Annotated in this window: 23 protein-coding genes; 14 read left to right on the top strand and 9 right to left on the bottom strand. The window is 69.3% G+C overall.

The window, feature by feature from the left end; genetic code table 11:
* Positions 1 to 28 precede the first annotated feature (28 nt).
* Positions 29 to 1702: a class I adenylate-forming enzyme family protein gene (locus tag ABI214_RS10820; RefSeq protein WP_348610023.1), complete on the top strand. Its 1674-nt coding sequence runs from the start codon at positions 29 to 31 to the stop codon at positions 1700 to 1702.
* 46 nt (positions 1703 to 1748) lie between these two features.
* The gene (locus ABI214_RS10815; protein WP_348610021.1) at positions 1749 to 2504 is read left to right on the top strand and encodes a DsbA family oxidoreductase; all 756 of its coding nucleotides are present in this window, start codon (positions 1749 to 1751) and stop codon (positions 2502 to 2504) included.
* Position 2505: 1 nt separating this feature from the next.
* Here ABI214_RS10815 and ABI214_RS10810 read toward each other — a convergent pair whose 3' ends face one another.
* From ABI214_RS10810 to mhuD, 3 genes are all read right to left on the bottom strand, one after another.
* Complete coding sequence (locus ABI214_RS10810; RefSeq protein WP_348610019.1) at positions 2506 to 3306, bottom strand: CbtA family protein; 801 nt, start codon at positions 3304 to 3306, stop codon at positions 2506 to 2508.
* Complete coding sequence (locus tag ABI214_RS10805; RefSeq protein WP_348610017.1) at positions 3297 to 3491, bottom strand: CbtB domain-containing protein; 195 nt, start codon at positions 3489 to 3491, stop codon at positions 3297 to 3299. The genes ABI214_RS10810 and ABI214_RS10805 overlap by 10 nt, the downstream gene beginning before the upstream one ends.
* A 244-nt stretch (positions 3492 to 3735) precedes the next feature.
* Positions 3736 to 4047: a mycobilin-forming heme oxygenase MhuD gene (gene mhuD, locus ABI214_RS10800; protein WP_348610014.1), complete on the bottom strand. Its 312-nt coding sequence runs from the start codon at positions 4045 to 4047 to the stop codon at positions 3736 to 3738.
* A gap of 67 nt (positions 4048 to 4114) precedes the next feature.
* On the opposite strand from mhuD, the gene ABI214_RS10795 reads away from it, so the two are divergent.
* Positions 4115 to 4855, top strand: coding sequence for an alpha/beta fold hydrolase (locus tag ABI214_RS10795; protein WP_348610011.1), 741 nt, complete (start codon positions 4115 to 4117; stop codon positions 4853 to 4855).
* A 6-nt stretch (positions 4856 to 4861) separates the two neighbouring features.
* Here ABI214_RS10795 and ABI214_RS10790 read toward each other — a convergent pair whose 3' ends face one another.
* Positions 4862 to 5740, bottom strand: coding sequence for an A/G-specific adenine glycosylase (locus ABI214_RS10790; protein WP_348610008.1), 879 nt, complete (start codon positions 5738 to 5740; stop codon positions 4862 to 4864).
* Positions 5741 to 5840: 100 nt separating this feature from the next.
* On the opposite strand from ABI214_RS10790, the gene ABI214_RS10785 reads away from it, so the two are divergent.
* From ABI214_RS10785 to ABI214_RS10775, 4 genes are all read left to right on the top strand, one after another.
* Complete coding sequence (locus ABI214_RS10785) at positions 5841 to 6467, top strand: carbonic anhydrase (protein ID WP_348610005.1); 627 nt, start codon at positions 5841 to 5843, stop codon at positions 6465 to 6467.
* A gap of 80 nt (positions 6468 to 6547) precedes the next feature.
* Entirely contained in the window at positions 6548 to 7249 is a 702-nt protein-coding gene (locus tag ABI214_RS10780) for a hypothetical protein (protein WP_348610002.1), read from the top strand.
* 50 nt (positions 7250 to 7299) lie between these two features.
* Entirely contained in the window at positions 7300 to 8346 is a 1047-nt protein-coding gene (locus ABI214_RS25490; protein WP_431357158.1) for an FAD:protein FMN transferase, read from the top strand.
* A gap of 278 nt (positions 8347 to 8624) precedes the next feature.
* Entirely contained in the window at positions 8625 to 8882 is a 258-nt protein-coding gene (locus ABI214_RS10775; protein ID WP_348609999.1) for a hypothetical protein, read from the top strand.
* Between the two features lie 1241 nt (positions 8883 to 10123).
* On the opposite strand, the gene disA is transcribed toward ABI214_RS10775, so the two are convergent.
* Positions 10124 to 11209, bottom strand: coding sequence for a DNA integrity scanning diadenylate cyclase DisA (gene disA / locus ABI214_RS10770; protein ID WP_348609996.1), 1086 nt, complete (start codon positions 11207 to 11209; stop codon positions 10124 to 10126).
* A gap of 116 nt (positions 11210 to 11325) precedes the next feature.
* Here disA and ABI214_RS10765 point away from each other — a divergent pair, with 116 nt between their 5' ends.
* On the top strand, positions 11326 to 11886 hold the full coding sequence (locus tag ABI214_RS10765; protein WP_348609993.1) for a PaaI family thioesterase: 561 nt from the start codon (positions 11326 to 11328) through the stop codon (positions 11884 to 11886).
* A 3-nt stretch (positions 11887 to 11889) separates the two neighbouring features.
* Here the strand turns inward: ABI214_RS10765 and radA are convergent, their stop codons facing one another.
* The gene (gene radA / locus ABI214_RS10760) at positions 11890 to 13278 is read right to left on the bottom strand and encodes a DNA repair protein RadA (RefSeq protein WP_348609990.1); all 1389 of its coding nucleotides are present in this window, start codon (positions 13276 to 13278) and stop codon (positions 11890 to 11892) included.
* Between the two features lie 96 nt (positions 13279 to 13374).
* Positions 13375 to 13974 (bottom strand): hypothetical protein, encoded by a 600-nt coding sequence (locus ABI214_RS10755; RefSeq protein ID WP_348609987.1) that lies wholly within the window; start codon positions 13972 to 13974, stop codon positions 13375 to 13377.
* Between the two features lie 297 nt (positions 13975 to 14271).
* On the opposite strand from ABI214_RS10755, the gene carD reads away from it, so the two are divergent.
* The 5 genes from carD to rlmB are packed head-to-tail and all read left to right on the top strand — an operon-like array spanning position 14272 to position 18353.
* The gene (carD, locus tag ABI214_RS10750) at positions 14272 to 14760 is read left to right on the top strand and encodes an RNA polymerase-binding transcription factor CarD (protein ID WP_127917589.1); all 489 of its coding nucleotides are present in this window, start codon (positions 14272 to 14274) and stop codon (positions 14758 to 14760) included.
* Between the two features lie 2 nt (positions 14761 to 14762).
* A complete protein-coding gene (gene ispD / locus ABI214_RS10745; RefSeq protein WP_348609983.1) occupies positions 14763 to 15446 on the top strand; it encodes a 2-C-methyl-D-erythritol 4-phosphate cytidylyltransferase in 684 nt (227 codons plus the stop codon).
* A gap of 44 nt (positions 15447 to 15490) precedes the next feature.
* A complete protein-coding gene (ispF, locus tag ABI214_RS10740) occupies positions 15491 to 15967 on the top strand; it encodes a 2-C-methyl-D-erythritol 2,4-cyclodiphosphate synthase (RefSeq protein ID WP_348609980.1) in 477 nt (158 codons plus the stop codon).
* A gap of 11 nt (positions 15968 to 15978) precedes the next feature.
* Positions 15979 to 17388 (top strand): cysteine--tRNA ligase, encoded by a 1410-nt coding sequence (gene cysS / locus ABI214_RS10735; protein WP_348609977.1) that lies wholly within the window; start codon positions 15979 to 15981, stop codon positions 17386 to 17388.
* Complete coding sequence (gene rlmB, locus ABI214_RS10730) at positions 17388 to 18353, top strand: 23S rRNA (guanosine(2251)-2'-O)-methyltransferase RlmB (RefSeq protein WP_348609974.1); 966 nt, start codon at positions 17388 to 17390, stop codon at positions 18351 to 18353. The genes cysS and rlmB overlap by 1 nt, the downstream gene beginning before the upstream one ends.
* Positions 18354 to 18366: 13 nt before the next feature.
* On the opposite strand, the gene ABI214_RS10725 is transcribed toward rlmB, so the two are convergent.
* Positions 18367 to 19230 (bottom strand): biotin-dependent carboxyltransferase family protein, encoded by an 864-nt coding sequence (locus ABI214_RS10725; protein ID WP_348609971.1) that lies wholly within the window; start codon positions 19228 to 19230, stop codon positions 18367 to 18369.
* Between the two features lie 45 nt (positions 19231 to 19275).
* Between ABI214_RS10725 and ABI214_RS10720 the strand changes: the two genes are divergently transcribed.
* On the top strand, positions 19276 to 19965 hold the full coding sequence (locus tag ABI214_RS10720; protein ID WP_348609968.1) for a ZIP family metal transporter: 690 nt from the start codon (positions 19276 to 19278) through the stop codon (positions 19963 to 19965).
* A gap of 22 nt (positions 19966 to 19987) precedes the next feature.
* On the opposite strand, the gene ABI214_RS10715 is transcribed toward ABI214_RS10720, so the two are convergent.
* Positions 19988 to 21472 (bottom strand): gamma-aminobutyraldehyde dehydrogenase, encoded by a 1485-nt coding sequence (locus ABI214_RS10715; protein ID WP_408585860.1) that lies wholly within the window; start codon positions 21470 to 21472, stop codon positions 19988 to 19990.
* Positions 21473 to 21476: the final 4 nt, after the last annotated feature.

The following is a 21476-nucleotide window of genomic DNA, read 5'->3' as shown; positions in this document are numbered from 1 at the left end:
GGCGTCGGATCGACCCAAGGGAGGGCACATGGGGAGCCTGAAGCTTCACCCTCAGATCCGCATCGACGAGTACACGGGCTCGGGGGAGTGGACTCGGGAAACCGTTCAACAACTGTTCGCCGATCGGGTCCGGGAGCGGGGATCGCAGCTCGCCGTGGTGGATCCCGCCAACAAGGCCGAATACGTCGACGGGTTGCCGCGCAGGGGCACCTGGGTCGAACTCGCCGCCGAGGTCGATCGGCTCGCGGCGGTGCTCCTCGATGCCGGGGTGCGGGCGGGTGACGTCGTCGGCGTCCAGTTGCCGAACACCGTCGAGCAGGTCGTCGTCTTCCTCGCGTCGTGGCGGATCGGTGCGATCGTCTCGCCCCTGCCGGTGCATTCGGTGGAGTCCGAGATCGTGGACGTGTGCAACGAGGCGTGCGTGAGCGCCTTCGTGACCGCGGGCCGTGTCGGATCGAATTCTGTTGCAGCAAGGGTGATGTCGGTGCGGACGCAGATCCCCACGCTCCGAACGGTGCTCAGCTACGGCGTCAGCGTGCCCGACGGCGTCGTGCGCATCGGTCACGCGGTACCCAGCTCGGCCGACCGCGAGCGGGTGGCCGCCCATGCCGCGGCTCACGTCGCCGATCCCAACGACTGCATCGCGATCTGCTGGACGGCGGGCACGGGGGGCGCTCCGAAGGGGGTGCCACATGCCCACTACGAATCGCTCAGCCTGGCAAGGGGAGTCGTCGATGCGGCATGGCTGACTGCCGCGGACGTCATGCTCAATCCCTTCCCGATGATGACCGCCGCCGGAATCACCGGGACCCTGCTTCCCTGGCTGTCGGTCGGATGCGTGTTGGTGCAGCATCAACCTTTCGACCTCGGCGTGTTCCTGAATCAGATCGCCGAGGAAAAGGTCACCTACACGGCCGGGCGGCCGGCCGTGCTCGCCGCGATCGACCGGCGCGACGCACCCGCGGTCGACCTGTCGACGGTGACCCGCATCGGGGTGGGGTCGGCGCCGTTGGCGCCCGAAACCGTGCAGGCGTGGAAGGACCGCTACGGCGTCGAACTGGTCGGCTACTTCGGCACCATCGAGGGCGTGAGCCTGCGGGCGGAACCGGTGTCCACGGCGGAGCCGGGACAGCGGACGCTGCTGTACCCGCGGATCGGACACTCGGACGCCCTGCAGATCAAGCTCGTTCACCCCGCGACCGGCGCGGAGATCGTGGACCGGGGTGTCGTGGGCGAGCTGCGGGTCAAGGGGCCGACGGTGTTCGCCGGCTACCTCAATCCGTCCCGTGATCGAGACCCGTTCGATGCGGACGGCTACCTCGCGACCGGGGAGCTGTTCGTGATCGACGGACCGTGGGACCGCTACCTGCGGTACGTCGACCGGGCGGCGGATCTGATCGTGCACGACGGTGTGCCCATCGGATCGCTGGAACTCGAGATGTTGATCGCCGAGCATCCGTCCGTCGTGGAGGCGGCGGTGGTCGGCTGTCCGGACAACCGGTCCGGTGAGCGTGTCGTGGCCGTCGTGTCGTGTCGCCCCGGTGCGGTGCTGAGCCTCGAGGAGCTCGCGGAGTTTCTCGCGGCCCGGGGCGTCGCCCCGGTCGAGATGCCGCAGCGCCTCGTGATCTCCCGGGGGCTGCCCCGTAACCACGCCTGCAACGTCGTCAAGCGGCTGCTGCGTGAGGAGCTCAGCCGCGGTTGACGGCGGCCCGGAACGAGCGCTGGGTCGGCGTGTGTTCGAATGCCTTGTGACCATCGAGAGCAACGCAAGCGCCCAGTCCCGAACCGCCCTGCCCGCCGTCCTGATCGAGGTGTGGTCGGACATCGCCTGCCCATGGTGCTACGTCGGCAAGCGTCGGTTCGCGTCGGCGCTGGCAGAATTCCCTCAGCGCGAACGGGTTTCGGTGGTCTGGCGTTCGTACCAGCTGGCTCCCGAGACCCCGGTCGGGGCGCGACGGAGCCAGCTCGAGCTCGTCGGCGAGCGTCGGGGCGTCCCGGTCGAGCAGGCGCGGGAGCTCTACCAGCACGTCGCCCGCGTTGCCGCGGAGGACGGTGTGACCATGGACGTCGACGCCATCATCGCGGCCAACACGTTCGACGCCCACCGCTTGCTGCACCTGGCGGGAGAGCGTCGGGACGAGCTGCTCGAGGGGTTGTTCCGGGGATACTTCACCGACGGCAAGGCGCTCGACGACCGTGCCGTCCTGGTCGAGATCGCGACGAGCGCCGGTCTGGACCCTGCCGAGACGGCCGCGGCACTGGACAGCGATGCCGGCTCCGACCTGGTGCGCGCGGACATCGAGACTGCCCGGCAGCTCCAGGTGTCGGGTGTGCCGTTCTTCGTCGCGAACCGGCGCCTCGCGGTGTCCGGTGCGCAGCCGCAGGACGTGTTCACGGAGTTGCTGCGTCAGGCGGTCGAGCACGCCGACAGCGAATACGCAGAAAGCGGTGCAGCCCTCGGCCAGGAGGCCGAGGGCTGCACCGACGATTCGTGCGCGATCTGAGCTAACGGATCGCGCGACGCTGGGCGCGTTCGGTCAGGAACGCGAACGCCAGCCCGAGCGCGAGCCACAGGCTCGCCTGGGTGGCGAGTGACGAGATGCGGAACTGCCACAGCAGCGTGGCGGGGAAGTCCTCGCCCACCTCGTTGATTCCGGGCAGTGCGATGTAGCCCACCGCGACCACCACGAGGAACGCGGCGATCTGGCCGATCACGCGGGCGGACACCAGTTCCTGGCTCTTCAGTAGTCGGCCCGCGTACACGGCCGCCGCGACAGCGACCAGGCCGAGGATCACCGCTGCGAGCCACAGCAGGGTCCGCTCGTTGATCGTCTCCGGGTCGCCGACCGCGGGCGGGTTGGCCGGGTACTTGAAGAACGGCACGGCTTCGATTGCGAGCCAACCGCATCCGGCCACCCCCGCGGCGAGCAGCGGTCCGGGCAGTGCGGTGAATCGGCGTGCGTAGTGCACGACGACGGCGACGATCGCGCCGAGCGCCAGGCCGGCGAACCCGGTTGCGAGGAACAGGCCGAAGCGCTGTCCGGTGCGACTGACGAGGGCGTCGTCGCCGTGCGAATGCCCTTCCGGCTCCGCCGCTTCGGAACCGTGTTCGTGCGGGGCGGCCTCGCCGGCGTGGTGGTCCGCCTCCGGTGCGGCAGCGGACTCCTCGATCTCGATCGCCGCCTGCACGTGGGGTTCACCCACTACGAAGGCGACGGCTCCGCCCAGCAGGCCGGCGATCAGGCCGGCCAGCAGGCCGCGGAGGAGGAGGGTCTTGAGGCTTTCGGTGATCGTGGTCAGTGGCACGGCAGGCCCAGCAGGTGCCGACCGTCATGCATCAGTTCGTGCATGTACATGCCACTGCGGGAGATTGCGCCCTGGTCGAATCCGACCAGGTAGAGCGCGAGCATTGCGAGCAGTACCACTGCCGCGGCGATGAGTGCGACTGCGACCGAGTCGGCCGAGCGGTCGGGTGAATAGGCAATTGCCATCGGTGCCTCCTGGGATTTCGCGTCCCGGTTGGGTCCTTGCGATGGCTCGAGATGTCTGGCTGACGAGGCAAGGCCTCCATCACAGTGGCGCGACCGCTCCGGAATGACACCGGATTACCGTCGATCCATCGCTCTGTCGAGCGAACTTTGGCACCATGCCGGTCACGGTGTCAATCACACGATTGACACCGTGACCGATATGTCTGAAATTTGCGATTCGTTCGATCGAACCGCGGGTTGCGGATCAGGACTTGGGCGCTGCCACGTCGAGTACGACCTCGAACTCGAGCAGCGACGCGCCGCTGGCCACCGGCTTCGCACGCTCGCCGGCGTGAGCCTCGCGGGCCGGCCCGCTCGCCCACGCCTGGAACGCCTCGTCGGATTCCCACTGCGTCACCACGAAGTAGCGGTTGTCGCCCTTTACCGGACGCAGGAGCTGGAACCCCAGGAATCCCGGGGAGTTCTCGACCGCGTGCGCACGGTTCGCGAACCGCTTCTCCAGTTCGGGACCCGCACCCTCGGGGACATCGATTGCATTGATCTTCACGACTGCCATGGACGCGAGGGTACTCCGGCTGCGCAGGTCCTCCCCGGGATCGAGGGCGTCGGCTAACGTCGATCTCGTGTTGCACGACGAGGGTGGGACCGGGCGGCCGATACTGCTGCTGCACGGGTTGATGGGCAGTGCGCGGACGTGGTCGCGCCACGTGACGTGGCTGCGCGAACACGGCCACGTCTACACGTTCGACGCGGCCGGGCACGGCCGGCCGATCGACGGCGACCCGACGACGGAATTGTTCGTCGAGGACCTGGCCACGGCGCTGTCCGAACTCGACGAACCCCTCACCGTGATCGGCCACTCGATGGGCGCGCTGCACGCGTGGTGCTTCGCCGCCGCCCACCCGGAGCGCGTGCGAGCACTTGTCCTCGAGGACATGGCACCGGACTTCCGCGGACGCACTGCAAAGGACTGGGCGGCAATGGTTTCCGCATGGCCGCAGCCGTTCCCGACGGAAGAGTCGGTGCTGGACTACTTCGGGGAGGTCGCCGGCCGCTACTTCCTCGCTTCGTTCGAGCGTCGCGCCGACGGCTGGTACCTGCACGGCGACGTCGAGATGTTCCGTGACATCTCGGAGGAGTGGGGCACCCGGGACTTCTGGGGTCAGTGGGAAGCCGTGCGCGCCCCCGCGCTGCTGATCGAGGGGGAGTTCACGATCACCCCGGAGGGGCAGATGCGGCGCATGCTCGAGGGCCACGCCGGCGCCCGCTACGTGTGGGTGGCCCAGGCCGGGCACCTCGTCCACGACGACCAGCCCGAGCGGTACCGGGACGCCGTCGAGGAGTTCCTGAAATCGCTCGTGTGAGCGAGGTCAGCTGCCCTCGCCGGCCAGCGCGAACAGGCCGTCGTCGGTCTGCTCGATCAGTCCGTCCACCAGCAACGAGTCCAGGGCGCGGTCCCGCTGACCGGGGTCGCTGAGCCACACGAGGTCGAGCTGTGCGCGTTCGACCGGGTGCGCGCTCCCGCGCAGCACGTCCATCAGCTTCCCGCGCACCTGACGGTCGGTTCCCGCGAACTTCTGCACCTTGCGGGGTTCGCCCACCAGCGCCGGTCGTCCCGCCGCCACCCAGGCACACCGCGGCAGCGGGCACCTCGCGCAGTCCGGGGTCCGTGCGGTGCACACCGTGGCGCCCAGTTCCATCAGCGCCGCAGAGAACTGCGCGGCGCGTTCCCGGGTGCGCGGCAGCATCACGTCGACGTCGGCCATATCGCGTTTGGCCGACGGGTTGCCCTGGTCGGCCCGGCCGTGGACGGCGCGGGCCACGACGCGGCGGACATTGGTGTCCACCACGGGAACCCGCTGTCCGTACGCGAAGCACGCGACCGCCCGGGCGGTGTAGTCACCGATGCCCGGCAGGCTCAGCAGGACGTCGACGTCGGCGGGCACCTCGTCGCCGTGCTCGGCGGCCAGGACGCCCGCGCACTCGTGCAGGCGCAGCGCCCGCCGCGGGTAGCCGAGCTTGCCCCACGCCCGCAGGACGTCTGCCTGACTCGACGCCGCCATCAGCGACGGCACCGGCCAGCGGCGCACCCATTCCTCCCAGATCGGGGCGACGCGGACGACCGGGGTCTGCTGCAGCATGATCTCGCTCATCAGGATCTGCCATGCCGTCACGCCCTCGCGCCGCCACGGCAGGTCCCGGGCCTGTTCGCTGTACCACCGCAGCAGCGCCGAACTGTCCACCGACATCTGATTTCTCACCCTTCTCCGTCAACCGCTGCGGCATTCGTCGCCGGATTCTCGGCGATCCCGCTGACACGACGGGTGGCCGAGGGTGCACAATTGCGGCATGCCCAATTCCAACCCGATCTCAGCTTGGAAAGCCCTCAAGCAGGGTAACGAGCGCTTCGTCAGCGGCACCCCGCTGCACCCGAGTCAGGGTATTGCCGACCGCGCGAAACTGGTCGACGCCCAGCATCCGACCGCTGTGATCTTCGGCTGCGGTGACTCCCGTGTGGCCGCCGAGATCATCTTCGATCAGGGCCTGGGCGACACGTTCGTCGTCCGCACCGCCGGTCACGTGATCGACAGCGCGGTGCTCGGCTCGATCGAGTACGCCGTCGAGGTCCTCCGGGTCCCGCTGGTCGTCGTGTTCGGTCACGACAACTGCGGCGCGGTCAAGGCGTCCCTCGACGCACTCGACAACGGTGCCATCCCCAACGGCTTCATCCGGGACGTCGTCGAGCGGGTCACGCCGTCGATCCTGATGGGCCGCCGCGAGGGCCTGACCACCGTCGACGAACTCGAGGGCCGGCACGTCGTGGAGACCGGCTCGCTGCTGATGCAGCGGTCGCGGATCATCTCCGAGGCCGTCGACGCCGGCAGGTGCGCCATCGTCGGCGTCACCTACAAGCTGTCCGACGGGGACATCAAGCTGCAGAGCGTCGTCGGCGATGTCGGCGAGTCGGTCGACTGAGACGAACTCGACCCGAGGCACCGGGCGACACGCCGGGACTGCTGAGGCGGCGGTAGGCCGCATGGACTTACGGTTGACTCGTGCTTGAACCGAACGGACCGTTGCCCCCCGAGATCTACTGGCGCCGGCGTGCCGTCGCCGCGGGCGTGGTCGTCGTGGTCGTCGCGTTGATCGTGTGGATCGTCGCGTCGATCGGTGGTGGCGACGACTCTCCCGAGTCGGCGGCCGCGGCCGCGACGTCGGAGTTGTCGGGCTCGAGCACCACGAGCCCGCCGCCGTCCGATTCGAGCACCGAGTCGGAGTCGGGCCCGGGCTCGGCGGCGTCGGGGGGTGGATCCTCGGCCACGGGCACGTCGGCAGCATCGGCCACGAGCGCCGGTGCGGCGACCGCGCAGTGCGCCGACCAGTCGCTCGCGATCAAGGCGACGCCGGACCAGCCGCAGTACAAGATCGGCGACGAGCCCAGCTTCACCATCGCGATCACCAACATCGGCACCAGCAAGTGCGAACGCGACCTGGGTTCGGCCATGCAGCAGGCGTTCGTCTACTCCCTCGACGGGAACAAGCGGCTGTGGTCCAACGTCGACTGCTACCCGAGTGCCGACCCTGCGGTGCAGGTCCTCGAGCCGGGTGGCCAGGCACGATTCACCGTCAAGTGGTCGGGTAAGACGTCGGAGCCCGGGTGCGCGGCACCGCGGAACCAGGTTCCGCCCGGCGCCTACACGGTGATCGCCCAGCTCGGTGGGCTGCGCAGCGCGCCGGAGCCGTTCAACTTCGCCTGATCTTTCTGCGTTTCGGCGTCGGTGCCGTACGCCCGGACTTCTCCGCCTCGATGCCCGGCGACGAGATCTTGCTCGTAGAGAGCCATCTGACACCGTCCGTGACCTTCCGTCCCGCGCAACGACGTGCGTCGGGCGCGCATCTCGCCCGACACCGGGTTCTGAGAACTCTCCAAGATTGTGTCGGCACGATGGATATCGAAGAGCTGCTGCCCGCGTCTGATCGGGAGCCACAGCAACTTCACAGCACGTGTGCAGTCGCGTTTCAGCAGCGCCCGGAACTGTCGAGTCGGACAGACCGATCGGCGCACGGAAGGGCTACTCGATGCCCACGCCTCAGAGGGTTCCGTAAGGCCCGTCGCCGGGACGGCCGCAGGGTCCGCGCTGGCCTACGCGGACTCCCACCAAGCGGCCTGGGACCCGGGCGTCTCCACATCGGCCACGGAATCGGGGCCAGTGGCTTCGGCCCCCAGTGCCACGCCCCGGGCTGCCCCGCCGCTGACCGGTGGGTCGGGGCGGGTCCACAGCCGATCCGCCGGGTCGTGATGACCATGCCCTCGGATTCTCCGGTGACGCGGGCGCCCGACACCGCCGTGTCGGACTGTCGGGTGTGGGGACTCGACGCCTCCGTCGTCTGCGAGCCCGATCGACTCGGCATCGCCGGAACCAACGTCGACGGGAAGCTGCGCCGAATCAAGCTTGCCTGCAGTAGATTTCGAGACGATTCGGAGATGTGCGCCGTCGAAACCGCTCCCGGGCCGTCGGTCGTCGGCCCTCGGCTGGCTCGGCTGGTGTCAGCGGCGTTGAAAGCAGCCGAAGTGACGGGCGGAGACGTGGACCCGACCGTCGGTGCCGCGATGATGCGACTCGGGTGGGGATGGACCACATCAGCGACGGGATCAGTCCGGCGGTCCGGTCGCGTGTATGACAGGCCTCTTCGGGGCCGGAATCGACGGCGAGGTTCTCGAATCAAACTCCTTCGGAACATATTCCGTTCATGGCGTGGCGTGGGCGTCCCCGGGACGGATGACCGACGATCCGGACAAGTCGTCCAACGCCGTGTCACCTCCGGGCTGGAACAGCGTCCAGCCAGGGGGTAGCTCTCGTTGGGTAGTCGAAGCTCTCCGCCATGACTTTTCCGCCGAACCTACTGCCTACCTGCAATTCTGGGAGTTCGATTGCCCGTGGGGGCAGCAGACCGGCACGCCTCAGTTGCGACTTGCCAGGACCCTTGACGCCAGTTAAGCCGAAGAGCCGCTGAAGGCTTTGGAAGACAACGAATCTTGGAATTCTTCTGTGGGCTGCACAGTGCTGCGATAGCGTCCGCGGATCGAGAGTCGATGTCGACTGTCGGTATCCAACGCGACTACACAGGAGCATGATGAAGAATCGCCGTTTTGCTGCGAGCCTGATGTTCGTCACCGCCGGAATCTTGATGGTGCCCGCTGCCGGCGCCGCCTCGGCAGCTACGCAGACCGGGGTCGGGTCCGTGTACTGCGGCTCCGGTGAGAAGAAGTCCGAAAACGGTCTGTCCTGCGCGACGGACGTGAATGGGGAAGTGGGCAGCGGCTCCAGCATCTTTGGCTTTGATCTCGTTGACCTCGCGTCGCTGTTCGGGTCGATCGCGCAGAGCTGAGCGCGGCAGGCAGTGCGATTCGCACCGCGGCACGCCCCGGCGCGGGCGCGGATCCGCAAGGATCCGTGCCCGCACCGAGGTGCGCCGGACCGAGGCAGGGCCTCGGCAGAGTCGTGAAATTGTGTTCCAGACGGCCGAGGACCACCCCGGCGGTGTGAGCGACCGAGCGGACGGCCTGCCGAGCCGGCTGCACCCCGCGCACATGCGACCGGGCGCGAACGCCACCAATCGTGCCGAGTACGGCCTGCGCCGTCGCAACCTCCGTTAGCCGGTTTTCGTGCGGGTGGCACCGTCGCGGAACGTGTACCGCCCGCGCATCTCCCAGCTACGTTTGTGGGCATCGGCGCGGGGCAGACAGCCGACGCTCACGATGTCGCCGTCCTCGACCAACTAGGGCAGCATCCGGATGTCGTCCACTCGGTGATCGAACTCCGCAGAGGTGTCGTCGACTGTGTCCTCGATGCGGCCGAACTTATCGGGGTGCACGAAGATTGTCTTCAGTCCTTCAATCCTTCAGCGCGAGCCGCGCGAAGATCGTACGGATGCGATGCCGCCATGGCGGTCCGCTCCGGCCGGGTTCCCGTCAGGCGCGTCAGTCCACGGGACGAGTTTCTTCCATGCTTCCGCCGATCGGGAGTGGTCCGACTCCGGGATCGTGATTCCGAATTCGGCACAGACCGATTGCAGACCGGCAGCGTAGGCGTCCTGGACCGGATGCCAGTTCTGTTCTGGCGGGTCGGTTTTCGCGATTCTTCGGAAGTAGTTTCGCCGCCAAGCCCTCGTGATATCCCCAGGAGGCTCGGCATCCGGCGGGCATCCGAGCTAGATGTACCCAGTCAGGCCGGTGACTCGCCGATTGTCCCGATCCTGATGGGCGCATTTGTCGGTACTGCGGATCGGGCCTGGCCGGCCCTGAACCCGACCGGACGCCGTTCTCGGCGACAAGGCCTACTCGTCGAGAGCGACCCGCGCCCACCTGCAGGCGAGGGGAACCGAAGCGGTCATCGCTGAACCGGACGACCGGAAGCGAACCCGACGGGGCAGCCGTGGCGGCCGCCCCGTCGGGTTCGATGCCGAGAAGTACAAGGGCCGCAACGTCGTCGAACGATCCTTCGCCACCCCTCGAGCAGTGGCGCGCGCTTGCCACGCGCTACGACAAACGCGCCCTCACCTACCGCGCGGGCGTGGTCCCTCAGCGGTCTGCATCTGCCTGAGGTCCGTCACCGAACAGGAGACATGCCCTAGTCGTAGGGTCCGCTGATCGAGGCTTCGGCGAGCCGCGAGAGACCTTCGCGGATGTGTCGTGCCCACAGTCCGCCGATGCCGTCCACGGACTGCAGATCCCCGGCCGTGGCGGCGAGTAGGCCCTGCAGTGTGCCGAACGAGCTGACCAGCCGATGGATCTGCAGGAACTGCAGCCGGGGAACTCGGGTGAGGACGCGGTAGCCGCGCGGGCTCATCGGCGCGTCGAGGGCCTCGATGGTGCCGGGATACCCGAAGGCGCGGGCCAGTGTCGTCAGGTCGAGCAGGTCGACGTCGGTGAGCTTGTCGACGGCGGCGAGGGTGCTGTCGACCGCCGCCGACGACGCCGGCTCGGACCCGGCCAAGTAGTCCCGGACCACCAGCTGGCGCATGGTGTCGTTGTCGCCGACGAGCTCCTCGAGCTGCAGTGCGAGCTGTCGGCCGTCGGTGCCCAGCTCGAGCACGTCCTGCTCGATCTCGACCGATACGCGGCGCACCATTTCGAGCCGCTGCACCACGGTGAGCGCGTCGCGCAGCGTGACGAAGTCCTCGATCTCGACGACGGACAGCTGCCGGGTGACCTCGTCCAGCCGGGACTTGTAACGCTCGAGCGTCGCGACGGCCTGGTTCGCCCGCGACAGGATGGTCGCCGACCCGTCGACGACGTGCCGGATCCCGCCGACGTACACGCTGACGATGCTCATCGACTGGCTCACCGACACGACCGGGAATCCGGTCTGGATCGCGGTGCGCTCGGCGGCGCGGTGCCGGGTGCCGGACTCGACGGTGGGGATCTTGTGGTCGGGCACCAGTTGCACGTTGGCGCGCACGATCCGGGTGCCGTCGGTGGACAGCACCACGGCACCGTCCATCTTCGACAGCTCGCGCAGCCGGGTGGGTGCGAACTCGACGTCGAGTTCGAATCCGCCGTCGCACAGCTCCTCGACCTGTTCGTCGTACCCGAGGACGATCAGCCCGCCGGTCCGACCGCGGAGGATGCGCTCGAGCGCATCGCGCAGGGCCGTCCCCGGGGCGAGGCGAGCGATCGTTTCACGGAGCACGGTCGTAGACGCAGCGTCGTTCATCGCGAAATCCCCCCTCGTGCGGTTGGTCTCTCCCGTCGGAATCCGAGTGAGTCCGAGGTCACATCTGGCCGAGCCGCATTCGGGCCACGGTCGGGCCGTCTCTACATTACCTAGTTGTGAGCAGTACTTGGACCTTGCCCGATGACCTCGTTCTTCCGGAGGTGCCGGAGTGGTACCCCTCTCCCGGGGAACCGCTCCCGCAGCACTGGTCCAAGTGCTTCGGCTGTGGCGACGATCAGCCTGCCGGTATGGCGATGAGTTTCCAGGCCGGCGAGAAGCTGGCCGTCACGGGCCGGCTCGAGGTGGCCAACCGCTACCAGGGCGGTCCCGGCGTGATCCACGGCGGCATCCTGTCGACCGCGTTCGACGAGGTCCAGGGCATGGCGTGCATGGTGCTCGGCGGTCCCGTCGTCACGGCGCACCTCGAGATCGACTTCGCGCGGCCCATCCCGCTCAGCTCGGTCCTCGAGTTCCGTGCGCGTATCGAGGGCACGGTCCGCCGCAAGGTGTACACGACGTCGGAGGCGTTCATCGTCGAGGGCCCGGGCACGGACCCGGAGACTCCGGTCGCGACGTCCCGGGGCCTGTTCCTGACGGTCAACCCGGAGCACTTCGCGCCGACGGCGGCGTTCGTCGACGGCGACCCGAGGTCCCCGTTCGGCACGTCGGCGGTCTGACGCTCAGCGAAGATTCAACGCCCGCAAGGCATCTCCGACGTTCGATACCTCGAGGGGGCGGATTCCCTTCGGGAGGTCCCCGGAGTCGACCGGCACCACAGCGCGGGTGAATCCCAGTCGCGCGGCCTCGGCGACCCTCCGGGCGACGCCGGACACCCGCCGGACCTCGCCGGCCAGTCCTACCTCGCCGAGCACGACGGTTCCGGTCGGGATGGGGCGGTCCTTGCCGGCCGACGCGACCGCGACGGCCAGCGCCAGATCGCACGACGGGTCGGTCATCCGCATTCCGCCGACCGTCGCGGCGTAGACCTCGCGGTCGGACAGCTTGATGCCGTGGCGTCGCTCGAGAACCGCCAGCACCATCGACACCCGCGCCGAGTCGAGTCCGCTGACCGCTCGCCGCGGCGACGGGTTGTGGGTGGGCGCGACGAGCGCCTGGACCTCGCCCAGCAGCGGCCGTTTGCCGTCCATCGTGACCGTGACGGCGGTGCCCGACACCTCGTCGGTCCGGTGGTGCAGGAACAGCCCCGACGGGTCGCTGACGCCGACGATGCCGTCCTCGCGCAGTTCGAAGCAGCCCACCTCGTCGGCCGCGCCGAACCGGTTCTTGATGCCGCGGATCATCCGGAGCGACGAGTGCTTGTCGCCCTCGAAGTGCAGCACCACGTCCACGAGGTGTTCGAGAGAGCGGGGTCCGGCGACCGCGCCGTCCTTGGTGACGTGTCCGATCAGCAGGACCGGCACGCCGCTCGCCTTCGCGAGCGACGTCAGCGCGCTGGTGATGGCCCGCACCTGCGTCACGCCGCCGACGACGCCGTCGACGTCCGCGGCGAGCATGGTCTGAACGGAGTCGACGATCAGCAGCGTGGGCCGGACCTGCTCGATGTGCCCGAGGACCGTCGCGAGATCCGACTCGGCGGCGAGGTAGACCCGCTCGTGCACCGCACCGGTCCGATCGGCGCGCAGCCGGACCTGGCCCGCCGATTCCTCGCCGGTGACGTACAGCGCGCGGTCGTCGGCGCTGCGGCACGCCCACCGGTGCACGACCTCGAGCAGCAGGGTGGACTTGCCCACGCCGGGCTCACCGGCCAGCAGCACCACCGACCCGGGCACGACGCCGCCGCCGAGCACCCGATCGAGTTCGTCGACGCCCGTGGCCTTGGCGCGGGTGGCCGTGCCGTCGATCTGGGTGATCGGGGACGCCGGGGTGGTCGGCAGCAGCGCCGCTGCGCCGCTGCGGGCCAATGAGGCGCCGGGGCGGGCGGCGACAGCGGTGAGGGCGGGTGCCTCGTCCATCGAGCCCCACGTGCCGCACTCGGGGCAGCGGCCCACCCATTTGGCCACCGTGTGCTGACACGACGAACACCGGAAGCTCGATTTAGGTTTTGCCACGCGGGCAGCCTAGTGACCCCGACCGACAGAAGAGCCCGGGCGACGGTGTCGCCCGGGCTCTTCCGGAGGAACTGCGGATCGCTGTGATCCGAAGGATCAGTGGTGCCCCTCGGTGACGTCGGGGGACTTCTCCGACTGGTGACGCTCGGTGGCGTGGCCCGCGTCGACCGGGACCTGCACGACGACGTCGCCCGCGTTCTGGAACGTGAAGGTGACTGGGAAGGTCAGGCCCGGACGGACGTCGGCGCGGATGTCGTCGAGGGTGACGTCGATCAGGCTGAGCGTCTCGGGAGCCTCCTCGGGCACCGTCACGTCGGGGTTGCCTGCGCCGAGCGCGGCCTGCGGCTTGATCTCGCGGGTGCCCGCCTTGTCGTCGATGGTGACGGAGCCGGCGTAGTCGGTCTTGATGCCCGTCAGCTTGTCCGTCGCATGCTCGCTGAGGTTGACAGCGGTGAACGCGAGCTGCACGGTGCCGCCCGGCTCGATGCTGTACTCCTCGGAGTTCGGGTAGACGACGTGCACGTTGCGCAGCGCGATGTTGCCGCTCGTCGCCTGGTTGCCGTTCACCGCGGCGACCTGAGTGGCCGTCTGCGAGACCTGACCTGCGCCGCATGCGGACAGCATCAGCGTCGCGCCGGCAGCGAGGGCGACAGCGGTGGCGACTCGGCGAGTCGGCGACGCAGTGAGAGCAGTCACGGGTTGTCCTCCATGGGTCAGGTTCACAATCCACTAGGCAGAGTAGTAGTCAGCCTCGAGCGGTCGCGCGCTGGGTACTCGTAACGAGGTCGTGTCGGGTGCACAACGGTTGTCGGAGTGCGGGTTCGGGCGTCTTCCGGGGCCCGTCGAACGGGCGCCCGAGGCGGTCCGAAATGCACGGTTGACGCGTCCTGTCAAGCCCTGAGGTCAGGCAAGGACGCCCCTGACCTGCGCCGTTGATGGGACGATCGTTTGGTCACGTGTTAAACTCGGAAGATCGAAAGGGGCACGGGACAGATGATTTTTAAGGTCGGAGACACCGTCGTATACCCCCATCACGGAGCGGCGCTGATCGAGGCGATCGAAACCCGCACCATCAAGGGTGAACAGAAGGAATACCTCGTTCTGAAGGTCGCTCAGGGCGATCTCACCGTCCGCGTTCCCGCGGAGAACGCCGAGTACGTCGGCGTGCGTGACGTGGTCGGCCAGGAGGGTCTCGACAAGGTGTTCCAGGTGCTTCGTGCGCCGCACACCGAGGAACCGACGAACTGGTCTCGCCGCTACAAGGCGAACCTCGAGAAGTTGGCCTCGGGTGACGTGAACAAGGTCGCCGAGGTCGTGCGTGACCTCTGGCGGCGTGAGCAGGACCGCGGCCTGTCCGCGGGTGAGAAGCGGATGCTGGCCAAGGCCCGGCAGATCCTCGTGGGTGAGCTCGCACTGGCGGAAGGCACCGACGACGCCAAGGCCGAGACGATCCTCGACGAGGTCCTGGCCGCCGCTTCCTGACGGTGAGTGAGAGTCGAGGGCCGGTTGTCGCGCTGGTCCCTGCTGCCGGACGTGGCGTCCGGCTGGGCGAGTCCGTTCCGAAGGCGTTCGTCGAACTCGCCGGTCGCAGCATGCTGCGCAGGTCCGTCGACGGACTTCTCGAGTCCGGTGTGGTCGACACGGTCGTCGTGATCGTGCCCGAGGATCTCGTCGACGTCGCGCGGGCGGATCTGCCCGACGGTGTCGTCGTGGTCGTCGGCGGCGCGGAGCGGGCCGATTCGGTTCGGGCCGGACTCGCCGCCGCGACCGGCGCCGAGCTGGTCCTCGTGCACGACGCGGCCCGCGCACTGACCACGCCGACGCTCATCGCGCGGGTCGTCGCGGAATTGCACGCCGGACGCACCGCGGTCATCCCGGTGCTGCCGGTCAGCGACACCATCAAGACCGTCGACGTGCTCGGCGCCGTCACCGGTACCCCGCCGCGTTCGGAGCTGCGTGCGGTCCAGACGCCGCAGGGCTTCGACGCCAACCTCCTCCGCCGCGCGTACCAGGACGTCGACGGCGATGCGACCGACGACGCCGGACTGGTCGAGCGGCTCGGGGAGCAGGTGCGCACCATCGTCGGCGAACCCGAAGCATTCAAGATCACGACACCGTGGGATCTTGCCCTGGCCCGAATTCTGCTCGGGCGGGCGGAAACCGAGTAGTCCCGGGTAGTCCCGGGCGAATCCGAGGATAGGGAGTTCCGAGCGTGCGAGTCGGCATCGGCACCGACGTCCATCCCATCGAGCCCGGTCGTCCATGCTGGATGGCGGGCCTGTTGTTCGAGGACGCAGACGGCTGCGCCGGGCATTCCGACGGCGACGTCGCGTCCCACGCGCTGTGCGATGCGCTGCTGTCCGCGGCGGGACTCGGTGACCTCGGCTCGGTGTTCGGCACCGGCCGCCCGGAGTGGGACGGCGTGAGCGGTGTGCGGATGCTCACCGAGGTCCGACGGTTGCTGGACGACGCCGGATACGTCGTCGGTAATGCGTCGGTGCAGGTCATCGGCAATCGGCCGAAGATCGGTCCGCGTCGCGAGGAAGCCCAGCAGGTGCTGTCCGGCGTGCTCGGCGCCCCGGTCTCGGTGTCGGCCACCACAACGGACGGACTGGGGCTCACCGGCCGCGGTGAGGGGATCGCCGCCGTCGCGACCGCGCTGATCATCCCCGCTGATAGCGCCCGGTAGAATCGCTCGTCGTGACCCTGCGCCTATACGACACCGTGACACGGGCTCCGCGTGACTTCGTTCCGCTGACCCCCGGACATGCCTCGGTGTACCTGTGTGGCGCCACCGTCCAGGGCGAACCCCACATCGGCCACGTGCGCAGCGGCGTCGCGTTCGACGTGCTGCGCCGCTGGTTGCTCGCGCACGACTACGACGTCGCGTTCGTGCGGAACGTCACCGACATCGACGACAAGATCCTGAACAAGGCCGCCGAGGCGGGCCGCCCGTGGTGGGAGTGGGCCGCGACGTTCGAGCGGTCGTTCGACTGGGCGTACCAGCAGCTCGGTGTGCTGCCGCCGTCGGTGGAGCCGCGCGCGACCGGGCACGTCACGCAGATGGTCGAGATGATGCAGCAGCTCATCGACAATGGCCATGCGTACGCGGCAGGTGGCGACGTGTACTTCGACGTCCGGAGCTTCCCCGAGTACGGCCACCTGTCCGGGCACAAGCTCGACGACGTCCACCAGGGCGAGAGTGTCGGTGCCGGCAAGCGGGATCCGCGGGACTTCACGCTGTGGAAGGCCGCGAAGCCGGGTGAGCCGTCGTGGCCCACCCCGTGGGGCCCGGGTCGACCCGGTTGGCATCTCGAGTGCTCCGCGATGGCGGTGTTCTACCTGGGGCAGGCGTTCGACATCCATTGCGGTGGACTGGATCTGGTCTTCCCGCACCACGAGAACGAGATCGCGCAGGCCAAGTGCGCGGGCGACGACTTCGCGCAGTACTGGCTGCACAACGGCTGGGTCACCAAGTCCGGCGAGAAGATGTCGAAGTCGCTCGGCAACGTGCTCTCGGTGCCGAACGTGCTCAAACTCGTTCGCCCGCAAGAACTTCGGTACTACCTCGGCAGTGCGCACTACCGGTCGATGCTCGAGTACTCCGAGGAGGCCCTGCAGGAGGCCGCAGCCGGATACCGGCGGTGCGAGTCGTTCGTCATGCGGACGGTCGAGCGGGCCGGTGAGGTCCAGGTCGGCAAGTGGACCGAGGAGTTCGCCGCCGCGCTCGACGACGACTTGAACGTGCCTGCGGCGCTTGCGGAGATCCACGGGCGGGTGCGCGAGGGCAACATCGCGCTCGAGTCCGGCGACGCCGATGGGGCGCGGGCTCTCGCGGGACAGGTCCGGGCGATGCTCGGGATTCTGGGGGTGGATCCGCTGGACGAGCAGTGGACCGCCGCATCGGACAACACGGCGGCCATGGGCGCGCTCGACGTGCTGGTGCAGGCCGAACTCGACCGGCGCCAGCAGGCGCGGGCCGACAAGAACTGGGCGGTGGCCGACGAGGTCCGCGACCGGTTGGCGGCGGCGGGGATCGCCGTGACCGACACTCCGAGCGGACCCGAGTGGTCGCTCGAGCAAGCTTCTTCCAACGAATCGGGTAAGTGATGGCTGGTAATTCGAGTAGGCGTGGCGCGATCCGCAAGGGCGGCACCAAGAAGGGCCAGGTCGTCGGATCGGGCGGCAAGCGCAGCAAGGGCCTCGAGGGCCGCGGTGCCACGCCGCCCGCCGAGGCGCGGACCAAGCATCCCGCGGCGAAGAAGGCGCGGGCTGCCGCACGGGCGGCGGATCAGCGGCAGATGCAGCGCGCGGCCGCGATCCGCCGTGCGGACGACTCACCCGAGATGGTGCTCGGGCGCAACCCCGTCGTCGAGTGCCTGCGCGCGGGCGTGCCCGCGACGGCGCTGTACGTCGCGGTGGGTGCGGAGACCGACGACCGTCTCAAGGAATCCGTGCAGCGGGCCGCGGACGAGGGCATCTCGATCCTCGAGGTGCCGCGCACCGATCTGGATCGGATGAGCGCCAACGGCATGCACCAGGGCATCGCGCTCCAGGTCCCGCCGTACCGGTACGCGCACCCGGACGACCTGCTCACGGCGGCCCGTACCCGCCAGGAGCCGGCGCTGCTGGTGGCGCTCGACAACATCACCGATCCGCGCAACCTCGGCGCCGTGGTGCGTTCGGTGGCGGCGTTCGGTGGCCACGGGGTGGTGATCCCGCAGCGCCGTAGCGCCAGCGTCACGGCGGTCGCGTGGCGCACCAGCGCCGGTGCCGCCGCCCGGCTGCCCGTCGCGCGCGCCACGAATCTGACTCGCACGCTGAAGGATTGGCAGGCGAAGGGCGTCCAGGTGGTGGGCCTCGACGCGGGCGGGGACGCGAGCCTCGACACCTACGAGGGCACCGGTCCCGTCGTGATCGTCGTCGGTTCCGAGGGCAAGGGCCTGTCCCGCCTGGTCCGCGAGACCTGCGACTCGATCCTGAGCATCCCGATGGCCGGCGAGGTGGAGTCGCTCAACGCGTCGGTCGCCGCGGGCGTCGTGCTGTCGGAGATCGCGCGCCAGCGGCGCGGCTGACGATCCGTCGAGGTCACTGCACCCGGCGAAACCTGATTCGAGATCCCGGTCGTAGCTGAGCTGCGGCCGGGATGTCGTCTTCCAGGACGACGGCGATCACCGGGTAGCCGCCCGTCACCGGGTGGTCGGCGAGGAACAGCACCGGCATGCCGTTCGGCGGGACCTGCAGGGCCCCCGTCACCATGCCCTCGCTGGCCAGCTCACCGCGGTGCGCGCGGTGCAGCGGACCCGGGCCCGCGAGGCGCGCGCCCACCCGGTCGGTGTCGGTGGTGACCGTCCACGTCCGCTGCACCAGGGCGGTCCGGGAGGCCGGGGTGAACCAGTCGTCGCGCGGGCCCATCCGGATACGCAGCTCGACGGGGTCGCCGGCCGGTGCCGGCGGGGGGATGAGCTCCTCGATCGGCAACTCGCCGTGCAGGTCTCCGATCGGCAGCCGATCGCCCTCGCGGAGCGGTTCGGGTCCGATCCCCGACAGGGTGTCGGTGGCGCGGCTGCCGAGGACGGCGGGGACGTCGATACCGCCGCGGACCGCGAGATAGGTCCGCAGTCCCGTGGGCGCGATCCCCAGGGCAATCTCGTCGCCGTCCCGGACGTGCAGCGTCGAGTAGAGCGGGCGCGGTTCGCCGTTCACGGTGAGGGGCATCGGGGCGCCGGTCACCGCGATCGTCGCCGGGCCGATCGCGCGTGTCCGGAGTCCGCCCAGTGTCACCTCGAGGCCGGCCGCCGCGGGATCGTTGCCGACGAGGCGATTGGCGCTGTCGTGCGCGACGACGTCGGCGGCGCCCGAGACCCCGACCCCGAGCGCCGCGTGTCCGGCCCGCCCGCGGTCCTGGACGGTGGTGCGTGCGCCGACACGCAGGACTTCGAGCCATGCCATGTGTCGATTGTGTCCGATCGGGTCGGCGGTGACTACGATCGGCCGATGCTGACGGCTGCGCTGTACGGTCTGGGGACGGCTCTGCCGCTTTTGTTCGGTGCGTGGGTGGGACTGCGCTTCGACCTGCCGCGCCCATTGCTGGCGGCGCTCATGGCATTCGGCGCCGGCACGATGGTGGCGGCGGTGTCGTCGGAGCTGTTCGCGCCCGCGTTCGCGATCGAGGGGGTGTGGGTCGCGGGGTCGGCGCTGCTCGCGGGTGCGGTGGTGTACGTCGTGGCCGACCACCTGATCGAGAACAAGCTCGGTCCCGCCGCACTGGGGTGGGCGTTGATGCTCGGCGCGCTGCTCGACGGCATCCCCGAGAACACCGCGCTGGGCGTCTCGCTGACGGCTGGCGGGGGAGTGGTCCTGCTGGTGGCGGTCGCCGTCGGCAACGTCCCCGAGGCCGTCGCCGGGGCGGCGTCGATGCGCAAGCAGCCGGGTTTCGACGCGCGTCGGGCGTTCGGGGTGTGGTCGATCACGGCCGCGGTGCTGGTGCTGGTCGTGATCGGCGCCAACGCCGTCTCCGACACCATCCCGGACAGCCGCATCGCGGTGATCCAGGCCTTCGCGGGCGGCGCGACCATTGCGGTGCTTGCCGATTCGCTCATGCCGGAGGCCTACCGCGAGGGCGGCTGGTGGGTGGGGATCTCCACGGCGCTGGGCTTCCTCGTCGCCTTTGCCCTGGGCGCGTAGGAACGCGCCCGCCACCCCGGCGTCAGTTCGTGCGGAAGACGGTCCGGTGCCACTCCTTCCGCGCGTCGCGCGAGAGATCGAACATCACGTGCTTGACCGTGGTGTATTCCTCGAACGAGTAGGACGACATGTCCTTGCCGAATCCGGACTGCTTGACCCCACCGTGCGGCATCTCGCTCACGATCGGGATGTGGTCGTTGACCCACACGCAGCCGGCCGCGATCTCGCGCGTCGCGCGCAGTGCGCGGTGCAGGTCGCTGGTCCACGCCGACGCGGCGAGCCCGTAGGGAGTGTCGTTGGCGAGGGCGATGGCCTCGTCGTCGTCGCGGAACGGCGTCACCGTCAGCACCGGGCCGAACACCTCGTCCCGGTAGATCTCGCTGTCGACCGGGGCGCCGGTGACGAGCGTCGGACGGTAGTAGGCGCCTGCGGCGAGTGGTCCGTCGCCGGCGGTGCCGCCGGTGACGATCGTCGCGTAATCGCGTGCGCGGTCGACCATTGCGGCGACTCGGTCGCGGTGCGCGTAGGAGCTCAGAGGGCCCAGATCCGTCGCCTCATCGGCGGTCGGACCCAGCGTCACCGATTCGTACAGCTCGGCCACACCCGCGACGAACGCGTCGACGACCGACTCGTGCACGATCGCGCGAGTGGCGGCCGTGCAGTCCTGTCCGCCGTTGATCAGGCTCGCGGCCACCGCTCCGTGGATCGCGGCCTCCAGGTCGGCGTCGTCGAACACGACGAAGGGCGCCTTGCCGCCCAGTTCGAGGTGGACGCGCTTGGCGTTGGTCGCGGCGGCCTCGAGGATCGAGCGTCCCACCGCGGTCGATCCGGTGAACGAGATCATGTCGACGCCGACGTGGCGTGCCAGGGCCGCGCCGGCTTCCTGGCCGCTGCCGACGACGATGTTGACCACACCGTCGGGGATACCGGCCTCGGTGATCGCCTCGGCCAGCAGCAGCGCGGTCAGCGGCGTGATCTCGGCGGGCTTGAGAACGACGGTGTTGCCGGCGGCGATCGCGGGGAAGATCTTCCACACCGCCATCTGCAGCGGGTAGTTCCACGGCGCGACCGCGCCCACGACCCCGAGCGGCTCGCGGCGGACGCTCGAGGTGTGGGTGGGGGAGTACTCGCCCGTCGCCTTGCCCTCGAGGATGCGAGCGGCCCCGGCGAAGAACTCGATGTTGTCGATCGAGCCCGGGACGTCGAACTCGCGCGCCAGCCGGATCGGCTTGCCGCACTGACGGCTTTCGAGCGCCGCGAGTTCGTCCGTGCGACCGCGCAGGATGTCGGCGACGCGGAGCAGGAGCGCCGAGCGCTCCGCCGGGGTGGTCCGCGACCACGATCCGAATGCGCGCCGGGCGGCGGCGACCGCGCGGTCGACATCGGCGCGGCTCGCGAGGGTGACGGTGACGATCGTCTCGCCGGTCGAGGGGTCGATCACGTCCTGGGTGCAACCGGAGGACCCGTCGCACCGGATCCCGTCGATGTACTGGTGCATCGTGTCCATGCTT

Origin of the sequence: Prescottella soli (assembly GCF_040024445.1) — a bacterium.
Classification (GTDB): Bacteria; Actinomycetota; Actinomycetes; order Mycobacteriales; family Mycobacteriaceae; genus Prescottella; species Prescottella soli.
The sequence above is the reverse complement of the archived record's forward strand: the minus strand, read 5'-3'. Positions and strand labels throughout refer to the sequence as shown.

Bases quoted from the DNA above. Each gene is read 5' to 3' on its own strand.
- ABI214_RS10820 (WP_348610023.1), top strand. From the start codon at position 29: ATGGGGAGCCTGAAGCTTCACCCTCAGATCCGCATCGACGAGTACACG.
- ABI214_RS10805 (WP_348610017.1), bottom strand. From the start codon at position 3,491: ATGGCAATTGCCTATTCACCCGACCGCTCGGCCGACTCGGTCGCAGTC.
- mhuD (WP_348610014.1), bottom strand. From the start codon at position 4,047: ATGGCAGTCGTGAAGATCAATGCAATCGATGTCCCCGAGGGTGCGGGT.
- ABI214_RS10790 (WP_348610008.1), bottom strand. From the start codon at position 5,740: ATGTCGGTGGACAGTTCGGCGCTGCTGCGGTGGTACAGCGAACAGGCC.
- ABI214_RS10785 (WP_348610005.1), top strand. From the start codon at position 5,841: ATGCCCAATTCCAACCCGATCTCAGCTTGGAAAGCCCTCAAGCAGGGT.
- ABI214_RS25490 (WP_431357158.1), top strand. From the start codon at position 7,300: ATGCCCGGCGACGAGATCTTGCTCGTAGAGAGCCATCTGACACCGTCC.
- ABI214_RS10775 (WP_348609999.1), top strand. From the start codon at position 8,625: ATGATGAAGAATCGCCGTTTTGCTGCGAGCCTGATGTTCGTCACCGCC.
- disA (WP_348609996.1), bottom strand. From the start codon at position 11,209: ATGAACGACGCTGCGTCTACGACCGTGCTCCGTGAAACGATCGCTCGC.
- carD (WP_127917589.1), top strand. From the start codon at position 14,272: ATGATTTTTAAGGTCGGAGACACCGTCGTATACCCCCATCACGGAGCG.
- rlmB (WP_348609974.1), top strand. From the start codon at position 17,388: ATGGCTGGTAATTCGAGTAGGCGTGGCGCGATCCGCAAGGGCGGCACC.
- ABI214_RS10725 (WP_348609971.1), bottom strand. From the start codon at position 19,230: ATGGCATGGCTCGAAGTCCTGCGTGTCGGCGCACGCACCACCGTCCAG.
- ABI214_RS10720 (WP_348609968.1), top strand. From the start codon at position 19,276: ATGCTGACGGCTGCGCTGTACGGTCTGGGGACGGCTCTGCCGCTTTTG.
- ABI214_RS10715 (WP_408585860.1), bottom strand. From the start codon at position 21,472: ATGGACACGATGCACCAGTACATCGACGGGATCCGGTGCGACGGGTCC.